Source organism: Flavimobilis sp. BM9 (assembly GCF_058313055.1).
Window position 1 is genome coordinate 223,595 of record NZ_JBZEMO010000001.1, and the last position, 16,216, is coordinate 239,810.

Annotated in this window: 16 protein-coding genes and 1 tRNA gene; 11 read left to right on the plus strand and 6 right to left on the minus strand. The window is 70.7% G+C overall.

The genetic code is table 11. The features are described 5' to 3' along the window. Window positions 1–14 precede the first annotated feature (14 nt). The 3 genes from AC4F3Q_RS00925 to AC4F3Q_RS00935 are packed head-to-tail and all read right to left on the minus strand — an operon-like array spanning window position 15 to window position 3,302. Window positions 15–677 carry a response regulator transcription factor gene (locus tag AC4F3Q_RS00925; RefSeq protein WP_168446319.1) on the minus strand — a complete coding sequence of 221 codons (663 nt, stop codon included), beginning with the start codon at window positions 675–677 and terminating at the stop codon, window positions 15–17. Continuing rightward, window positions 655–2,262, minus strand: a complete 1,608-nt coding sequence (locus tag AC4F3Q_RS00930; RefSeq protein WP_491038374.1) for a sensor histidine kinase — start codon at window positions 2,260–2,262, stop codon at window positions 655–657. Before AC4F3Q_RS00930 ends, AC4F3Q_RS00925 begins: the two co-directional genes overlap by 23 nt. After that, complete coding sequence (locus tag AC4F3Q_RS00935; RefSeq protein ID WP_491038375.1) at window positions 2,259–3,302, minus strand: adenosine deaminase; 1,044 nt, start codon at window positions 3,300–3,302, stop codon at window positions 2,259–2,261. Before AC4F3Q_RS00935 ends, AC4F3Q_RS00930 begins: the two co-directional genes overlap by 4 nt. A 148-nt stretch (window positions 3,303–3,450) precedes the next feature. Between AC4F3Q_RS00935 and AC4F3Q_RS00940 the strand changes: the two genes are divergently transcribed. The 11 genes from AC4F3Q_RS00940 to rplL all read left to right on the plus strand — a co-directional run bounded on the left by AC4F3Q_RS00940 (window position 3,451) and on the right by rplL (window position 13,221). Continuing rightward, window positions 3,451–3,523: transfer RNA gene (locus AC4F3Q_RS00940), tRNA-Trp, on the plus strand. Window positions 3,524–3,633: 110 nt separating this feature from the next. Further along, a complete protein-coding gene (gene secE / locus AC4F3Q_RS00945; protein WP_168446316.1) occupies window positions 3,634–3,912 on the plus strand; it encodes a preprotein translocase subunit SecE in 279 nt (92 codons plus the stop codon). A 92-nt stretch (window positions 3,913–4,004) separates the two neighbouring features. Beyond that, window positions 4,005–4,763, plus strand: a complete 759-nt coding sequence (nusG, locus tag AC4F3Q_RS00950; protein WP_168446315.1) for a transcription termination/antitermination protein NusG — start codon at window positions 4,005–4,007, stop codon at window positions 4,761–4,763. A gap of 67 nt (window positions 4,764–4,830) precedes the next feature. After that, entirely contained in the window at window positions 4,831–5,262 is a 432-nt protein-coding gene (gene rplK / locus AC4F3Q_RS00955; RefSeq protein ID WP_168446314.1) for a 50S ribosomal protein L11, read from the plus strand. Between the two features lie 107 nt (window positions 5,263–5,369). Continuing rightward, window positions 5,370–6,089, plus strand: coding sequence for a 50S ribosomal protein L1 (gene rplA / locus AC4F3Q_RS00960; RefSeq protein WP_168446313.1), 720 nt, complete (start codon window positions 5,370–5,372; stop codon window positions 6,087–6,089). 208 nt (window positions 6,090–6,297) lie between these two features. Beyond that, window positions 6,298–6,933, plus strand: a complete 636-nt coding sequence (locus AC4F3Q_RS00965) for an RNA polymerase sigma factor (RefSeq protein WP_491038376.1) — start codon at window positions 6,298–6,300, stop codon at window positions 6,931–6,933. An 11-nt stretch (window positions 6,934–6,944) separates the two neighbouring features. Further along, window positions 6,945–7,433: a hypothetical protein gene (locus tag AC4F3Q_RS00970; RefSeq protein ID WP_491038377.1), complete on the plus strand. Its 489-nt coding sequence runs from the start codon at window positions 6,945–6,947 to the stop codon at window positions 7,431–7,433. A 10-nt stretch (window positions 7,434–7,443) separates the two neighbouring features. Then, window positions 7,444–9,252 (plus strand): S8 family peptidase, encoded by a 1,809-nt coding sequence (locus AC4F3Q_RS00975; protein ID WP_491038378.1) that lies wholly within the window; start codon window positions 7,444–7,446, stop codon window positions 9,250–9,252. A gap of 97 nt (window positions 9,253–9,349) precedes the next feature. Then, window positions 9,350–11,980, plus strand: coding sequence for a CHAT domain-containing protein (locus AC4F3Q_RS00980; protein WP_491038379.1), 2,631 nt, complete (start codon window positions 9,350–9,352; stop codon window positions 11,978–11,980). Between the two features lie 245 nt (window positions 11,981–12,225). Further along, the gene (gene rplJ / locus AC4F3Q_RS00985; protein ID WP_168446308.1) at window positions 12,226–12,750 is read left to right on the plus strand and encodes a 50S ribosomal protein L10; all 525 of its coding nucleotides are present in this window, start codon (window positions 12,226–12,228) and stop codon (window positions 12,748–12,750) included. 84 nt (window positions 12,751–12,834) lie between these two features. Beyond that, complete coding sequence (gene rplL / locus AC4F3Q_RS00990) at window positions 12,835–13,221, plus strand: 50S ribosomal protein L7/L12 (RefSeq protein WP_168446307.1); 387 nt, start codon at window positions 12,835–12,837, stop codon at window positions 13,219–13,221. Between the two features lie 154 nt (window positions 13,222–13,375). On the opposite strand, the gene AC4F3Q_RS00995 is transcribed toward rplL, so the two are convergent. From AC4F3Q_RS00995 to AC4F3Q_RS01005, 3 genes are read right to left on the minus strand one after another with little or no spacing between them, the layout of a single operon-like run. Continuing rightward, a complete protein-coding gene (locus AC4F3Q_RS00995; protein WP_491038380.1) occupies window positions 13,376–14,476 on the minus strand; it encodes a hypothetical protein in 1,101 nt (366 codons plus the stop codon). Next, window positions 14,473–15,339: a type II secretion system F family protein gene (locus AC4F3Q_RS01000; RefSeq protein WP_491038381.1), complete on the minus strand. Its 867-nt coding sequence runs from the start codon at window positions 15,337–15,339 to the stop codon at window positions 14,473–14,475. The genes AC4F3Q_RS00995 and AC4F3Q_RS01000 overlap by 4 nt, the downstream gene beginning before the upstream one ends. A 2-nt stretch (window positions 15,340–15,341) precedes the next feature. Continuing rightward, on the minus strand, window positions 15,342–16,202 hold the full coding sequence (locus AC4F3Q_RS01005) for a type II secretion system F family protein (protein WP_168446305.1): 861 nt from the start codon (window positions 16,200–16,202) through the stop codon (window positions 15,342–15,344). Between the last annotated feature and the right edge of the window lie 14 nt (window positions 16,203–16,216).

Consider the following 16,216-nt stretch of genomic DNA (forward strand, 5'->3'; position numbering starts at 1 on the left):
CCCCGTCGGCGCCCTCAGGCTCCGAGCCGGTAGCCCATCCCTCGGACGGTCGTGATGACGGACGCTCCGAGCTTCTGCCGCAGGTACCGCACATAGACGTCGACGACGTTCGACCCGGGGTCGAAGTCGTAGCCCCACACGCGGGACAGGAGCTGCTCGCGGCTGAGCACCTGCTCGGGGTTGCGCAGGAACGTCTCGAGGAGGGTGAACTCGCGCGCCGACAGGTCGACCGTGACGTCGTCGAGCGACGCGCGTCGTGAGCGCAGGTCGAGCGAGAGCCTCCCGTGCCGCAGCACCGTGGGCTCCGCGGTGCCGACGTCGGTGCGCAGCCGCAGCCGGATGCGCGCGAGCAGCTCGTCGAACCCGAACGGCTTGGTCATGTAGTCGTCGGCGCCGCCCTCGAGACCTGCGACGGTGTCCGCGGCCGAGCCGCGTGCCGTGAGGATGATGACGGGGACGGTGTTGCCCGTGCCGCGGATGCGGTCGAGCAGCGCGAAGCCTTCCTCGTCCGGGAGGCCGAGGTCGAGGACGACGAGGTCGAAGTGGCCGGACTGGGCGTGGTCGAAGCCCTCGGCGGCGGTCGCGACAGCGGTGCAGCTGAAGCCTGCTGCCGTGAGCCCTCGGACGACGAACGACGCGATGCGCGCCTCGTCCTCAATGATGAGGATCGATGCCATCGACCTCCCCCTCCGCCGTGTGCTGGGCGTCCTGCGTCCCATTGTCCCGCGTGCGGGCCTGCTCGCGCCCGCTGTCCGCGTCCAGGTGTCTGGCGCGGTCCGGGAACGTCATGGTGAACGTCGCGCCGTGCCCGGGTCGTGAGCGCACCGTCACGGTGCCGCCGTGCGCGGCCGCGATCGCCGAGACGATCGACAGGCCGATGCCGGAGCCTTCGGAGTCGTCCAGGGAGGTTCCGCGGTGGAACCGGTCGAAGATCCTCGGCTGCTCGTCGAGCGCGATGCCCTCGCCCTCGTCACGGACCCAGATGCGGCACGTGCCGTCGGCGTCCGTCTCGGAGCCGATCGCGATCGTGGAGCCGTCGGGGGAGTGCCTCGCGGCGTTGGCGGCGAGCTGGACGACCGCCTGAGCGATGCGCTGCGCGTCGAGCTGGGCGACGCCGTCGGCCCGGGCGTCGACGACCCAGCGGCGCTCGGCGAGTGGGCGCAGCGTGTCGAGGAGGTCGTCGGTGAGGCGCCCGACGTCCGTCGGCGCGGGCCGGACGAAGTCAGGTCGGTCGACACGGGCGAGCGTCATGAGGTCGTCCACGAGGCGGCTCATGCGTGCGAGCTCGAAGAGCGCGACGTCGCGCGCCGCGATCACGTCGCGCGGGTCGTCGGCGTCCATGAGCTCGAGGTGCCCGCGGACGATCGTCAGGGGTGTGCGCAGCTCGTGCCCGACGTCGTCGAGCAGCGTGCGCTGCGATCGGAACACGTTCTGGAGCCGGTCGAGCATCGCGTTGACGGTCGCGGTGAGGCGGGCGAGGTCGTCCGCGCCGGTGACAGGGATGCGCAGGGACAGGTCGGACTCGGAGATCCGGCGCGCCGTCTCGTCGAGCCGTCGGATCGGCGCGAGGAGGCGGCCGGCGACGAACCACCCGACAGCGCCGACGGCGGCGAGCGCGACGACGCTCATGATCGCGAGCGTCGAGAACACCTGGGTCGAGCGTGCGCGCTCGACGTCGCGGTCGTACGCGACCACGAGCGCGCCGTGCGTCGTGTCGACGCTGTCGGCGGGAACGCCGTCGGGCGGGGTCACGTGCACGGGGACGACGACGTACCGGTAGGTGCGCTCGGACGTGCGGGTCGTGCGCAGCGAGGCGGACGGCGCGGTCGTCGCGCCGGAGAGGGCGGCGACGAGCTCGGGGTCGTCCTCGAGCCGCAGCGCGACGGACGAGGGGGCGGTCAGCGCGACCTTGTCGCCGACGAGTCCGACCATGCCCTCGTTGGGGCCGGGGATGGTGAGCCGCATCGAGGCATAGACGAGGTCGCGCGCCGACCCGAACGGGCGACCGGTGCCGGGGTCGGTGCCTGACTCGGCGAGCGTCGTGAACGTCTCGAGGCGCAGGAGGAGGTCGCTGTCCATGCGGTCGTCCGCTGCGCGGGTCTGCAGGGCGAGGGCGGTCGAGGCGGCGAGGAGCATGCCGACAGCGCTGAGGGTGAGCACGGTGAGGAGGATGCGCGTGCGTACCGACGTACGGTCGACCGCGGTGCGCAGGCGCGCCCACCGTCCGACGCGCGCAGCGCCTGTGGCGCCACCGGCGGTCATGGCCGCAACGCGTCCGACGGCGGGGGAGCGGCCAGCCAGGCGTCGATGCCGGCGAGGAGCCGCGCGACCGTCGCGCTGCTCGCGCGCGACGCGCGCACGGACGACCGGGCGAGGTCGGCGAGCGCCTCGTCAGAGAGGCGGTGCTCGTGCCGGGCGAGCTCGTACTGGGCGGTCAGCCGGCTGCCGAAGAGCAGCGGGTCGTCGGCGCCGAGGGCGACCTGCGTCCCGGCGTCGAGCAGGGTCGTGAGCGGCACCTCCGCGGCCTTGTCGTAGACGCCGAGCGAGACGTTCGAGGACGGGCACACCTCGAGGGCGACCCCCTGACGGACGATCGTGTCGAGCAGGCGCGGGTCTTCGGCGGCGCGGACGCCGTGCCCGAGCCGGCGGGGCCCGAGCTCGGCGAGCACGACCTCGATGTGGTCGGGACCCAGCAGCTCGCCGCCGTGGGGCACGGCTGCGAGGTCGCCGTGCGCGGCGATGCGGAAGGCGTGCGCGAACTCGTCGGTGCGGCCGCGTCGCTCGTCGTTGGAGAGCCCGAACCCGACGACGTCGCCCGCGCCCGTCCCGGCGTAGCGCACCGCGAGCCGCGCCAGGGTCCGCGCCTCGAGCGGGTGCCGCATCCGCGAGGCGGCGACGATCACGGCGACCTCGGTCCCTGTCGCGGCGGAGGCGGCGCGCGCCTCGTCGAGGACGATCTCGAGGGCGGGCGTGATGCCGCCCACGTGCGGCGCGTACGATGTCGGGTCCACCTGGATCTCGAGCCGTCCCGACCCTTCGGCGGCGTCGTCTTCCGCTGCTTCGCGGACGATCCGGCGCATGTCGGCCTCGGTACGCACGCATGCTCGTGCGGCGTCGTACAGGCGCTGGAACCGGAACCAGCCACGCTCTGTCGCGGTGACCTGGAGCGGGGTGCCGCTCAGGAGGGCGGCGGGGAGGCGCATGCCGTGCTGCTGTGCAAGGTCGACGAGGGTGCTGGGCCGCATGGACCCGGTGAAGTGCAGGTGGAGGTGCGCCTTCGGCAGGGTCGCGAGGTCTCGCATCAGCCCAGTGTCGCAGAGCACACCTCTGCGTGCGGAGGCAGCCCGGTTTGGGTGTCGTGGGACCCAGCGGGTACAGTGTCCTGTCGGTGGTTGATATCCACTCTGATGGTCTGCGCCCGCAGACCGCTCGGAGCGGGAGCAGCCCCGAAGGGTAGTGGCGCAATTGGTAGCGCAGCGGTCTCCAAAACCGCAGGTTGCAGGTTCGAGTCCTGTCTACCCTGCGCGAGGTGCTCGGAACACGGGTCGCCTGGCAGGTCGAGTGGTTCGGAGGGGTCGATCGATCCCCCGTAGGTGCAGGCAGTGACGAGGCCAGCGACGTAGGGACGTGAACGTGAGCGAAACTGCCCCTGAGGCGACGGGCGCTGATGCAGCGCGCGTGAACGGCGCTGAGTCGGCCAAGGGCTCGGCGAAGAAGAAGTCGTTCTTCGCCCGCGTCGCTCTGTTCGTCCGCCAGGTCGTCGCCGAGCTCAAGAAGGTCACGACGCCGACGCGTTCCGAGCTGCTCCAGTACACGGGCGTCGTCCTCGTCTTCCTCGTCGTGGTGATGGCTTTCATCACCGTCGTCGACATGGGCGTCGGCAAGTTCATGCTCTGGCTGTTCGGCGCCTGACCGAGCCGAACACCACGGCGCCCCGCGAGGTGAGCGCCCCGGCGCTCACGTCTCCATCGTTCGTCAGTAGTCAGCAGAAAGCAGGTCCCCACGTGTCTCAGGAATCGCTGGAGCCGGCGGAGGAGTTCGTCGCGCCCGCAGCCGAGGCCGACGAGAACGGTACGGCTGTCGAGGCCCCCGACGTCTCGGCCACCGAGGGCGAGGACGTCGCTGCTGACCAGGACGCTCAGCCCGAGGCTGACGAGGACGCCGAGGTCGACCCGGTCGAGGAGTTCAAGGCCGAGCTGCGTCGTGTGCCTGGTGACTGGTACGTCATCCACTCCTACGCGGGCTACGAGAACCGCGTGAAGGTCAACCTCGAGAACCGCACCCAGTCCCTCAACATGGAGGACTACATCTTCCAGGTCGAGGTGCCCATGGAGGAGGTGACGGAGATCAAGAACGCGCAGAAGAAGGTCGTCCGTCGCGTCCGCATCCCCGGGTACGTCCTCGTGCGCATGGACCTCACCGACGAGTCGTGGGGCGCGGTTCGCCACACGCCCGGCGTGACCGGCTTCGTGGGCCACACCCACCAGCCCGTCCCGCTGACCTTCGACGAGGTCTTCTCGATGCTCGCTCCGTCGCTCGCGCCGAAGCCCGAGGCTGCCAAGTCCTCGAAGCCGGCCGCCGGTGCGATCGAGGTCGACTTCACCGTGGGCGAGTCCGTGACCGTCACCGACGGTCCGTTCGAGACACTGCCCGCCACGATTTCCGAGATCAACGCCGAGGGTCAGAAGCTCAAGGTGCTGGTCTCGATCTTCGGCCGGGAGACCCCGGTCGAGCTCTCGTTCAACCAGGTCGCCAAGATCTGAGTCGAACCCACCGGTGCCGTCGCACGGACGGCGCCGAACCTGCAGTCATCACAAGAAGGACCCGAGAATGCCTCCCAAGAAGAAGGTCGCAGGCCTGATCAAGCTCCAGATCCAGGCTGGTGCTGCCAACCCTGCGCCGCCGATCGGCCCCGCGCTGGGTCAGCACGGCGTGAACATCATGGAGTTCTGCAAGGCCTACAACGCGGCCACCGAGTCGCAGCGCGGCAACGTGATCCCCGTGGAGATCACGGTCTACGAAGACCGTTCCTTCACGTTCATCACGAAGACCCCGCCGGCAGCCGAGCTCATCAAGAAGGCCGCTGGCGTCGACAAGGGCTCCGCGACCCCGCACACCACCAAGGTGGCGAAGCTGTCGGCCGCCCAGGTCCGCGAGATCGCTCAGACGAAGCTCGAGGACCTCAACGCGAACGACCTCGACGCCGCGTCGAAGATCATCGCCGGCACCGCCCGCTCCATGGGCATCACCGTCGAGGGCTGAGAACCCCCTAGCGTCACCGCCGCAGCCGAGAGGCCGTGGCACCCCAGAATCCCCAGTGGAAGGGTCCGCGCGGACCCGCACCACGACTGCTGAAACAGGAGAAGCAGATGGCAACGCGCAGCAAGGCGTACCGCAACGCCGCAGAGAAGATCGACCGCGACCGGCTCTACGCTCCTCTCGAGGCCGTGCGCCTCGCGAAGGACACCGTGTCGACGAAGTTCGACTCGACCGTCGAGGTGGCCTTCCGCCTCGGTGTCGACCCCCGTAAGGCGGACCAGATGGTCCGTGGCACCGTCAACCTTCCTCACGGCACCGGAAAGACCGCTCGGGTCCTGGTCTTTGCGAACGGTGAGAAGGCAGAGCAGGCCCGTGCGGCCGGCGCTGACGAGGTCGGCGGCGACGAGCTCATCGAGAAGGTGGCCGCTGGCTACACCGACTTCGACGCCGCTGTCGCGACGCCGGACCTCATGGGCAAGGTCGGTCGCCTCGGTAAGGTGCTCGGCCCGCGTGGTCTGATGCCGAACCCGAAGACGGGCACGGTGACCATGGATGTCGCCAAGGCCGTCGAGGACATCAAGGGCGGAAAGATCGAGTTCCGCGTCGACAAGCACGCGAACCTGCACTTCATCATCGGCAAGGCGTCCTTCTCGGAGACGCAGCTGGTGGAGAACTACGCTGCGGCGATCGAGGAGATCCTCCGTCTGAAGCCGTCCTCCTCGAAGGGCCGCTACATCACGAAGGCCTCGCTGACGACGACGAACGGCCCGAGCATCCCGCTCGACCAGTCGCGCACGACGAAGCTCCTTGAGGACACTGACGAGGCCTGAGCCTCGCAGTCCTCGCACGCCACGAAGGCCGGTCCCCGCTCGGGGACCGGCCTTCGTGCGTGAGCGGGGGTAGAGCGGTATCTTCCGCACCGCTACGTTGTGACAGAGGCCACATCGACTCTCCCTAGAACGCCACGATGTCGATGTATCAGGCCGAACCACCCTGAGCTCCTGTCGGTGTTCAGGCGAACGTACCGAAGGAGCTGGGATGGACGCCGTTGCGGACGATCGAGCACGGGTGGGGGCCCGTGACGACGATCTGGCTGGACGCGCGTCTGCCGCGCTGACGGCCTACCTCGACGGCGACACCGGCTCTCTCGAGACGCTCGTCCGGGACGTCACCCCGTTGCTCTGGCACATCGTCAGGGGACAGGGCGTGGATGCCGAGGAGGCTCAGGACGTGGTCCAGGGGGTCTGGGTGCAGCTGGTCCGCAAGGCCACGACCATCCGAGATCCTCAGGCCGTGCTGCAGTGGCTGTTGGTGTCCGCGAGGCGTGCGGCGTGGCGGACTGTTCGGGGGAGCAGGAGGCTCGCAGAGCTCGATGGTGACGTCCACGCCGAGGGATCGGCGCGTGCCGGGGGCGCGCCGATCCCCGGCGTATCGGTCGATCCGAGCGAGACGGTCATCCGCGCTGAGCGGGACCGGGCTCTCTGGGACGCCGTCGGATCTCTGGACGAGAGGTGTCAACGGCTGTTGCGTCTCGTGGCGTTCGTGGACCGGCCCGACTACGCGTCGGTATCGGTGGCGCTCGGGATGCCGGTCGGGAGTATCGGCCCCACCAGGGGCCGTTGCCTGGCCAAGCTCAGGGTCAGGCTCGAGTCGGATGGGGGCGTTCGGTCGTGACAGAAGCACATGTGGACGAGCTTGCAGGCGGCCTGCTCGACGAGGTGGACGCACAGGTCATGCGTCGCCTGCGCGGCGCGCTCGAGGCGAGCGACCCCGTGCCGCGTGATCTCGTCGAGCGGTCGCTCTTCGCGATGACTCTCGCGGCGCTCGACGCCGAGGTGATGAGCCTCCAAGAGCTGGCGTCGTACGAGGGTGCGATGCGCAGCGAGGGCGGTAGCACGGTCGCTGCCCGCACGGTGACCTTCACCGCGAGCGCGTTGAGCATGATGATCACGCTGACCTCCGACGACGGCGCGGTGCGCGTCGACGGATGGGTCTCCCCGCCGCGTGAGCTCGAGGTGGAGCTCCGGCGGGCTGGGAGCGAGCCACGCACGGTCGTGGCTGACGAGGGAGGTCGTTTCGCGTTTCCTCGCGTCGAGCGGGGCCTCGTCGGGTTTGTCCTGCACGACGTCGGGTCCGGCACCGCGACCCTGACGACTCCGACCATCGAGATCTGAAGGAGGCCACGTGGCCGTCCCGCCGCGAGACCAGCCCTTGCCCTACGGTGACAACGACCCGCTGCAGTGGCGGACGAGGTTCCTCGACCCGTCGGGCGCCGACCAGACGCTCGGTGCCGTGCGGCTCCAGCCCACCTGGTACGTGAACGACCGGATCATCGTCTCGGGCCCGCGTCCCGTGGGTTCCACGCCGGGTGACGGCGAGCCGGCGCTGCCTGGCCTCGACCTGCTGCGAAAGGTCGCCGCTGAGGAGGGGTACGCGGTCGTGCCCGACGTCCCGGTCGTGGTCGGAGGCGAGAACGACGATCCTCGAGCCCGCGAGCTGCTCGCGGCTGTCGACCTGGGCGACGAGACCTACGCGGTGACGCTCGTTCCTGAGCCGGGACGGGTCCAGTCCCCGCCGGAGGCGTGGGACATCCTGCAGAAGGTGCAGCTCGAGGCGGGCGAGGTCGGCGACAGGCCGTCGCGCGACCCGGAGAGCTGGTCGTCGGTACCGGTGTACGGGCTCGAGCACGTGGTGAGCGCGGTGCCGTTCACCCAGTCGCACCCGTTCACCCAGTCGCACCCGTTCACCCAGTCCCACCCCTTCACGCAGTCGCACCCCTTCACCCAGTCGCACCCCTTCACGCAGTCCCATCCGTTCACGCAGTCGCACCCGTTCACGCAGTCCCACCCCGCGTCGGGTCTCGCGGAGTACGCGGCCATCGGGTCCGGAGGGCGTCAGCCGGTCATGTGGGCAGGTGCCGCCCCGCAGCGCCGTCTCGCGGACGGAGACTCGCCGTACCGCGCGGCCGACGGCACACGCCGCCCGGTCGTCGCGATCCTCGACACGGGTGTCGGCGAGCACCCGTGGCTCAGGGATGACGTCGTCGTGCGTGACCCGCAGGTGCTCGGCGCGCCGATCGGCTGCTTCACGCCGCCGGCAGCCCAGGTCGAGGACTCCGAGATCGGGGGCATGTCGCTCGCTCCGCTCACCGGGCCGCTCGACCCGGTCGCGGGCCACGGCACGTTCATCGCGGGCCTCGTCCGCCAGACGGCGCCGGACGCAGCGATCCTCTCGTGCCGCGTCTACGGGGGGGCTGGCGTCGTCGCGGAGTCTGACCTCTTGCGGTCGCTGCGCAACCTGCTGCGCTTCCACGTCCTCGGCCTCGCCGGCTTCGAGGGGTACGCCCCGGTGGACGTCGTCGCGCTGTCGTTCGGCTACTACCACGAGCGTCCCGAGGACGCGGCGTTCGACGAGCCGTTCGCCCGCGCACTTCGGGCTCTGCGCCGCTGGGGAGTCGCGGTCGTCGCGTCGTCGGGCAATGACGGCGTCACGCGCCCGACCTTCCCGGCCGCGTTCGCGCCGCTCGTCGACCACCGCTCCGGCGGCGTCGAGGTCGTCGACCCCCGGGAGGTCCCGCGAGCGTTCGCGCCCATGGCGACCGTCGGGGCGCTCAATCCCGACGGGACCACCGCCTTCTTCAGCAACGACGGCCCGTGGGTGACGACGCTGCGCCCCGGCGCGGGGCTCGTGAGCACTGCCCCGGTCACGCTCGACGGGACGTGGCAGGCCACGCGGGAGGCCCCCGGCCTCTACGACCCGAACCCGCGCGCGACGATCGACCCCGACGCCTTCCAGGGTGGCTTCGCGGTGTGGAGCGGCACGTCCTTCGCCGGACCGGTCCTCGCCGGCCAGATCGCGGCGCACCTGTTCGGCGAGCGTCCTGGCGACGTGACCGGGGATGCGGGCGAGGTCGGCGCCAGGGCGAAGGACCAGCGGGGTCGCACCTGGACCGCGGTCGGGTCCGCCGTGGGCCTGCAACCTGCCGCTGACTAGGAAGAACTCTGCCCGTCGTCGCCCGCCGTCGCTACACTGACCGGGCGACGACGGGGCAGGGAGCACCCGGCGCGCACAGACGTCAAGGGGTGCACTGGTGCGCGATCGCGCAGACGGAGCCGACGACCTCGCTGCTCCCGCGTCCCCCACGGACCGCGCCTGGGCCGCGCTCCGCGACGGCCTCGCGCTCGCCGACCGAGGGGTGCCGCGGGAGGCCGCCGAGGTCCTCGCACGCGCGCTCGACGACCTCGGCGCGGCCCCCGTCTCCGGCGACACGGAGCTCGTGCGCGCGCGCCTCCTCCTCGCTCTCGCGATGCCGCAGTTCGAGGTCGACGGCGACGGTGACGCGTGCGACGACCGGCTCGCCGACGCGCTCGGCCTCGCGCGTGGGATCGACGCCGCGTCCGTCGTCGTCGCCGTCCACGGGCAGCGTGCGCTGCACGCCCTGCGCACGGGCAACCCCGACGCGGCCCTGGCGCACTTCGACGCCGCGATCGAGCTCATCGACGACTCGGAGCCGCGCGACGCGTGCATCCTCCTGCTCAACCGCGGCAGCCTGCACCTCGACCGTGGTGACCTCGCGGCGGCACGCGCCGATCTCGGCGCGTGCGTCGCGCGAGCCGAGGCGATGGGCGACGCGATGCTCTTGTTCAAGTCGAGCCACAACCTCGGTTACGCGGAGTTCCTCGCGGGCGACCTGCCGCAGGCGCTCGCCGCGATGGAGCGCGCCGCGCAGACGCACCTGCCCGACGTCGGGCTCGACCTGTCCGCCCTGCCGATCGCGCTGCTCGACCGCGCGCAGGTGCTGTTCGAGGCGGGCCTCGTCGGCGAGGCTGACGAGCGGCTCGCCCGCGCGGGCGCGCTGTTCGAGGAGCGCGGCCTCGAGCAGGACCTCGCTGAGGTCGAGGTGCTGCGTGCACGGTGTGCTCTGCTCAGCGGCCGTGCCGCCGACGCGGCCGAGCTCGCGGCGTCGGCCCGTCGTCGCTTCGGCGACCGTGGCAACGTGGTGTGGTCGGCGCGTGCGCACCTGACGGAGCTGCAGGCGCGCCTGGGCGCTCTGACCGGCGCCGAGGAGCCGCCGCGCGACGAGCTCGTCGAGCTCGTCGAGCTCGCGACGGAGGCGGAGGCGCTGCTCGACGCGTCCGAGCGCGACGAGTCGGGGCGCGTCACCGCTGATGTCGGGACGCGTGTGCGGCTGGTCGCCGCCGAGGCCCGGGCGGTCGCGGGGGACGGTGCGGCTGCCGCGACGCTCCTCGAGGGCGCTGCGGCCGCACGACATGACGGTCCCGTGGAGTCGAGGGTGCACGGCGCCGTCGTGGAGGCGCTCCTCGAGTTCGACGGGGGTGACCGCGCGGCGGGGCAGGCGGTCGTGCGCAGGGCGCAGGAGGTGCTCGGGGAGTTCCGGGCCCAGTTCGGCTCGGTCGAGGCGGTCACGGCGAGCGCGATCCACGGTCGGCGGCTCGCGGAGGTCGACCTCGCAGCCGCGTGCCGGACGGGAGATGCGGGGGAGGTCCTCGAGGCGGTGGACCGTGGGCGTTCGGTGTTCGCGGGGCCTGCGCGGGTGCGGCCGCGCGACGCGTCGGGGCCGCTCGCGGCGCTGTCCGCCGAGCTGCGGCGGGTGAGCGAGCAGCTGCGCGCGGTAGAGCCGACCGCGGCGGTCGGCCGGCTCGCCGAGCTGCGTGAGCGGGCGAACGCCTTGCGTGACCAGGTGCGGGAGCTCTCCTGGCAGGAGGCGGGCGGTGGTCGCGCTCCACGACCCTTCACGGCAGCCGAGGTGCGCGGGCGGCTGAGGGACGCGCCGGAGGTCACCCTCGCGCAGTTCGTCGTCGTGCGCGGACGGTTGCTCGCCGCCGTCCTCTCGGCGGGCATGGAGCGCCTCGTCGACCTGGGTGACGCGACCCGTTGGGAGGAGTCGGCCCGGCGTCTGCGCTCGGACCTGCGCATGGTCTCCAACGCGCTCGTGCCGGGGCCGCTGCGCGACGTCGCGCGTGCTTCGCTCGCGCGCGAGGCCGCCCTCCTCGACGCCGGGCTGCTCGCGCCGCTCGGGGAGGTGGGCACGTTGCGGGTGGTCGGCCCTGCGTGGCTCGTGACGCTCCCGTGGGGCGTGCTCCCGTCGCGCCGCGGGCGTCCGACGCCGTGCGGTCCGGGGATCTTCCTGGGCGCGCGACCGGGAGGTGTCCCCGGCTCGGCGCCACGCACGACGGCGGTCGCGGGGCCGGCCGTCCCGCTCGCGGCGCGGGAGGTCGCCGCGGTCGTCGCGGGGTACCCGGGTGCGGCTGCGTTGACCGGGGAAGCGGCGACGTGCGCCGCGACCGCGCATGCCTTGCGGTCCGACGACGTCGTGCACCTCGCGGTCCACGGCAAGCACGTCGCGGACAACCCTCTCTTCTCCTCGGTGCTGCTCGCGGACGGCCCGCTGTTCGCGTACGAGCTCGACGGGGAGCCGCTCTCTGCGGGGCTCGTGGTGCTGTCCGCGTGCGAGGTCGGCGGCGCGACGGCGGTGCCGGGCGGCCAGTCGCTCGGGCTCGCCGCGGTGCTCCTGAGGCTCGGGGTGCGGCACGTCGTCGCGGCTGTCGAGCCTGTCTCCGACGAGCATGCGGGCGCCGTCATGCCGCGTCTCCACGAGCTCGTGCGCGCCGGGTTCGACCCGGCGCGGGCGCTCGCGGTGGTGACGGCGGACGCGGGGGACGCGTCGCCGTTCGTCTGCCTGACGTCGGACGTCGCGTGAGCGCTGCCGGAGGCCGTGGCGGGGATTTGGCGAACAGGCCCGGGTTCGGTTAGTCTCGTCCGGTTACCAAAGACCGCAGGTCGTCAGTCGTGCCCAGGTGCGAGTGACCGAAGCTCCGTGAGAACGGGGGCCGGCGCAGGTGCGAACTGTCCGGGCGTCAGCCCGCCGAGAGCCTCGCGACTGCGCGGGGCTCTTTTCTCTTTCCCGGGGCCGGTGCCGGCGGTACCACCATCGGAAGGATTGCCATGGCGAGGCCGGACAAGGCAGCGGCAGTTGCAGAGCTCACGGAGAACTTCCGTGAGTCCAGCGCTGTTGTGCTGACCGAGTACCGCGGGCTCACCGTCGCGCAGCTCAAGCAGCTGCGTCGGTCGCTCAGCGGCAACGCAACCTACGCCGTGGTGAAGAACACGCTGACCGCTATCGCGGCCAAGGAGGCCGGCGTCGAGATCGACGACGCCGTGCTCGCCGGGCCCTCGGCTGTCGCCTTCGTGACCGGTGACCCGGTCGAGGCTGCCAAGGGTCTGCGTGACTTCGCCAAGGCGAACCCCCAGCTGGTCATCAAGGCGGGTGTCCTCGACGGACGCGCGCTGACCGCTGAGGACATCACGAAGCTCGCGGACCTCGAGTCCCGCGAGGTTCTTCTGGCCAAGGCAGCTGGCGCCTTCAAGGCGAAGCTGTTCCAGGCGGCCTACCTGTTCACGGCTCCTGCCTCGCAGGCCGTGCGCACCATCGACGCCCTGCGCGAGAAGCAGGCTTCGGCTGCTGCCTGACGTTTCCTCACGGAACCGTTCGCGCAACCAGCATTCACACCATTTTCTCTGCTTCACGCAGGACAACAGGAAGGAACGCCGATCATGGCGAAGCTCACCACCGCCGAGCTCATCGAGGCTTTCAAGGAGCTCTCCCTCATCGAGCTCTCCGAGTTCGTGAAGGCTTTCGAGGAGACCTTCGAGGTCACCGCTGCGGCTCCCGCCGCCGTCGCCGTTGCCGCCCCCGCCGCGGGTGGCGCTGTCGAGGCTGAGGAGGAGAAGGACGAGTTCGACGTCATCCTCGCCGCCGCCGGTGACAAGAAGATCCAGGTCATCAAGGAGGTGCGCGCCCTCACGAGCCTCGGCCTGAAGGAGGCCAAGGACCTCGTTGACGGTGCCCCGAAGCCGGTTCTCGAGGGTGTCGCGAAGGACAAGGCTGAGGCCGCGAAGGCTGCCCTCGAGGGCGCTGGCGCGACCGTCGAGCTCAAGTGATCCCTGCCCCTCGGGGCTGATCGCTGACGAGGCCCGCACCACTTCGGTGGTGCGGGCCTCGTCGTGTCTCCGGCCTTCCCTGAGCACCTCTGCAGGTGCTCAGGCAGCCCGTCGTCGCGTGGCGCTGGGCAGCGGCGCCGGAGCGGGCCGGGCGTCAGCGGTTGAAGAAGTACACGACCGCCGCGAGCCCGACGACGACCAGGGCGAGCTTCCCCAGCCACGTCAGCAGGAGCCGTGCGAGCTTGCCGCCGTCAACCGGGAACTCGCCCGCTACCTCGCCCGTGCGGCCGTCGACGAGCACCTGCCACGTCTTGCCGGCGGCGATGTACGTGAGCACCCACAACGGCGCGAGGATGAGCGCGAACCGCACGTCCGAGTACCCGGTGAGCGCCGACCGCACATCGGTCCGGTCACCGCCGATGTGGTTGCGGACGTCCTTCGGTATGCGCCTCTCCTCGACCCCCCGACGCACCTCCTCGAACGCGGAGGCCGGGTCGCGGTCGTAGCGCGTCGCGGTGTGCCCCGCGAGGTACTCAGGCTGGAACGGGACGGTCCCCTCCAGCTCGACGTTCTTCACGAGCCGACCCTGGACCGCGGAGACCTCGCGTCCTTCGACGACCTGGCTCTCGATCCGGGTCGTCACCGTGCCCGCGACCTCCTGCCACTCGGTGTGCAGCTCGACGCGGTCGCCGGGGAGCAGCACAGGCTTGCGGTCCCCGCGCCGTCCCTCGTACGTGGTGGTCGCCGTCGCGGAGAAGCTCCACAGCGGCAGGTACGTGCTCGTGAAGGACTCTGCCGCGTTGACGGTCGTGAGCTCGTCGATGCCGAGGTGGTGGCTCGTGACCCAGGCGGTGAAGGCATCGGCCGCCTGACGTCGGTCGAGAAGGAACGGCAGCACGCCCGACGGCGGCACGACGCCCTCGGGCGAGGTGACCTGCACGAGGTGCCCGCCGCAGAACTGGCACACGCTCGCGAGCTCGTCCATCTCGGTCGTCGCGTGGCAGCCCTCGCAGCTCATGACGACCCCGCCGAGGCCGGCGACCTGTCGCCCGGCGTTGCCGTGCACCCAGTCGTCGTAGGGATGCTCGACGAGTGCGGCGCCGCTCTGCGCGTAGACCGGGGTGCCAGCCCCGCAGGCGGTGCACGTCAACGAGGACGTGCCGGGGGCGTAGCGCTGCTGCGACCCGCAGGTCGGGCACGCGAGAGGCAACGCTCCCGGGAAGGTGTCGTCAGCGCTCATCGTCTTGCGGGTCACACCCCGAGGGACAGGAACATCGGGACCACGACCATGATGAGGATCCCGCCGAACATCAGGATCATCGGGAACAGCAGCTTGCTCCCGGCCTTGTTGCCCTCACGCTGGACGGCCTGCTTCTTCACGTGCCAGCTCTCGGTCGACTGGCCCGTGAGGATGGTCGGGAGGTCGCTGCCACCGCGCTGGATCGACTGGACGAGAGTCGACGTGAACCGCTTGATCTCGGGAAGCATGGACCTCGTGCCGAACTGCTGGATGGCCTCGGCGTCAGGCGTGCCGTTCTGCATCGCGCTCACGGCGAGCCGCATCTCCTCGTACAGGACACCGTCGCCCGCGAGGCTGGTCTGGGTCCATGCGTCCCTCAGGATCATGCCCGCGTTGGTGAGCAGCGCGAGGGAGGACACCATGTCGCAGAAGTCCCGGTACATCGCCTCGCCGCGCAAGCGCACGCGGTTGCGGACCTGGTCGCCGTAGTAGTATGCGGCGAGCCCGGAGAGGATGATCAGGACGACGAGGAAGCCCGCGGAGCGGGTGATGCCGTAGATGCCGAACGAGGCGACGAGGCAGGTCAGCCCGACCGTCACCTGCTGGGCACGCACGGTCCTCATGTAGAACTCCGCGTACTGGCGCGTGAAGAGCACGTCCATGAGCTGGCGCAGCTGCAGGTCGGCACGGGACCGGAACGAGTACCGCGTGATCTCGAGGAACGTGTAGCCGACGGGGTAGAGCTCGTGGAGCGGGAACTCCTTCTCGCTGATCCCCTCGAACAGCGGAGCATGCTTGCGACCGACGGCGAAGAGGACGATCCAGCCGGCGAGGAGGACAGTCCCGAGGGACATGAGTGCGATCTGCGAAGTTGTCATGGTCAGATCTCGATCGTCATGATCTTGCGGGAGAGCGCATAGGCGCCGATGAACATCCCGACCGCGACGAGGGTGCAGAGCACCCCCGCAGGGGTCGCGAGCGCGGTGGCGAACGAGCCGCCGCTGGACTTGAGGACCGCGACCAGGACGACGGGCAGCGCCACCATGATGAGCGACTCGTTCTTCGAGGCCACGAAGCTCGTCTCGATCTCCTCGTTCATCGCCATCTTCTCGGAGATGATGAGGTGCGCGTTGCGCACCGCCTCCTTCATGTCGGCGCCGCGGAGATAGGCGATCTCGAACACGTTGGCGAACGACTTGATGTCCGTGCTGCCGGACCGCTCGCCGAGGTCACGGATCATCTCCTCGATCCGGATGTTGTTGTGGAACCCCGCGACGATCACGTTGAGCTCCTGCACGATCGGAGCGTCGTCGGCGTACTGGTTCGCCAGGTCTTTGCGCGCGTCGTCGAAGGCGCGGATGACTGTCGACCCGGCCGAGAGGGACGTCGAGACGCTCTCGAGGAGGTCGCGGAACTGACGCTCGAGCGTCTTGCGGCGCGCGTCACGGATCTGGTCGGCGCGCACCTTGAGGAAGTACTTCGTGGCGAACCCGCCGCTGGCCAGCACGACGATCGTGTCGATCACGTTCGTGACGGTCGTCCGTGCACCTTCAGCATCCTTGCCCAGGCCGCCGAAGAAGAGGTAGCCGACTGCGCCTGCGACGCTGAACGCCAGGAGGCTGTAGAGCGCCAGCTCACCGAGCGTGAGGTGGTAGACGCGGTAGTTGTAGACCTTCGTGTTGATCGGGGAGCGGAGCCACTGGGGTTCCGCCTTCGTCTTCTTCGGGCGCTTCTCTGCCATGGCGGGGCGTCCTT

Coding starts and splice junctions, on each gene's coding strand:
- AC4F3Q_RS00925 (WP_168446319.1), bottom strand. CDS start 677: ATGGCATCGATCCTCATCATTGAGGACGAGGCGCGCATCGCGTCGTTC.
- AC4F3Q_RS00930 (WP_491038374.1), bottom strand. CDS start 2,262: ATGACCGCCGGTGGCGCCACAGGCGCTGCGCGCGTCGGACGGTGGGCG.
- AC4F3Q_RS00935 (WP_491038375.1), bottom strand. CDS start 3,302: ATGCGAGACCTCGCGACCCTGCCGAAGGCGCACCTCCACCTGCACTTC.
- rplK (WP_168446314.1), top strand. CDS start 4,831: ATGCCTCCCAAGAAGAAGGTCGCAGGCCTGATCAAGCTCCAGATCCAG.
- rplA (WP_168446313.1), top strand. CDS start 5,370: ATGGCAACGCGCAGCAAGGCGTACCGCAACGCCGCAGAGAAGATCGAC.
- AC4F3Q_RS00965 (WP_491038376.1), top strand. CDS start 6,298: ATGGACGCCGTTGCGGACGATCGAGCACGGGTGGGGGCCCGTGACGAC.
- rplJ (WP_168446308.1), top strand. CDS start 12,226: ATGGCGAGGCCGGACAAGGCAGCGGCAGTTGCAGAGCTCACGGAGAAC.
- rplL (WP_168446307.1), top strand. CDS start 12,835: ATGGCGAAGCTCACCACCGCCGAGCTCATCGAGGCTTTCAAGGAGCTC.
- AC4F3Q_RS01000 (WP_491038381.1), bottom strand. CDS start 15,339: ATGACAACTTCGCAGATCGCACTCATGTCCCTCGGGACTGTCCTCCTC.
- AC4F3Q_RS01005 (WP_168446305.1), bottom strand. CDS start 16,202: ATGGCAGAGAAGCGCCCGAAGAAGACGAAGGCGGAACCCCAGTGGCTC.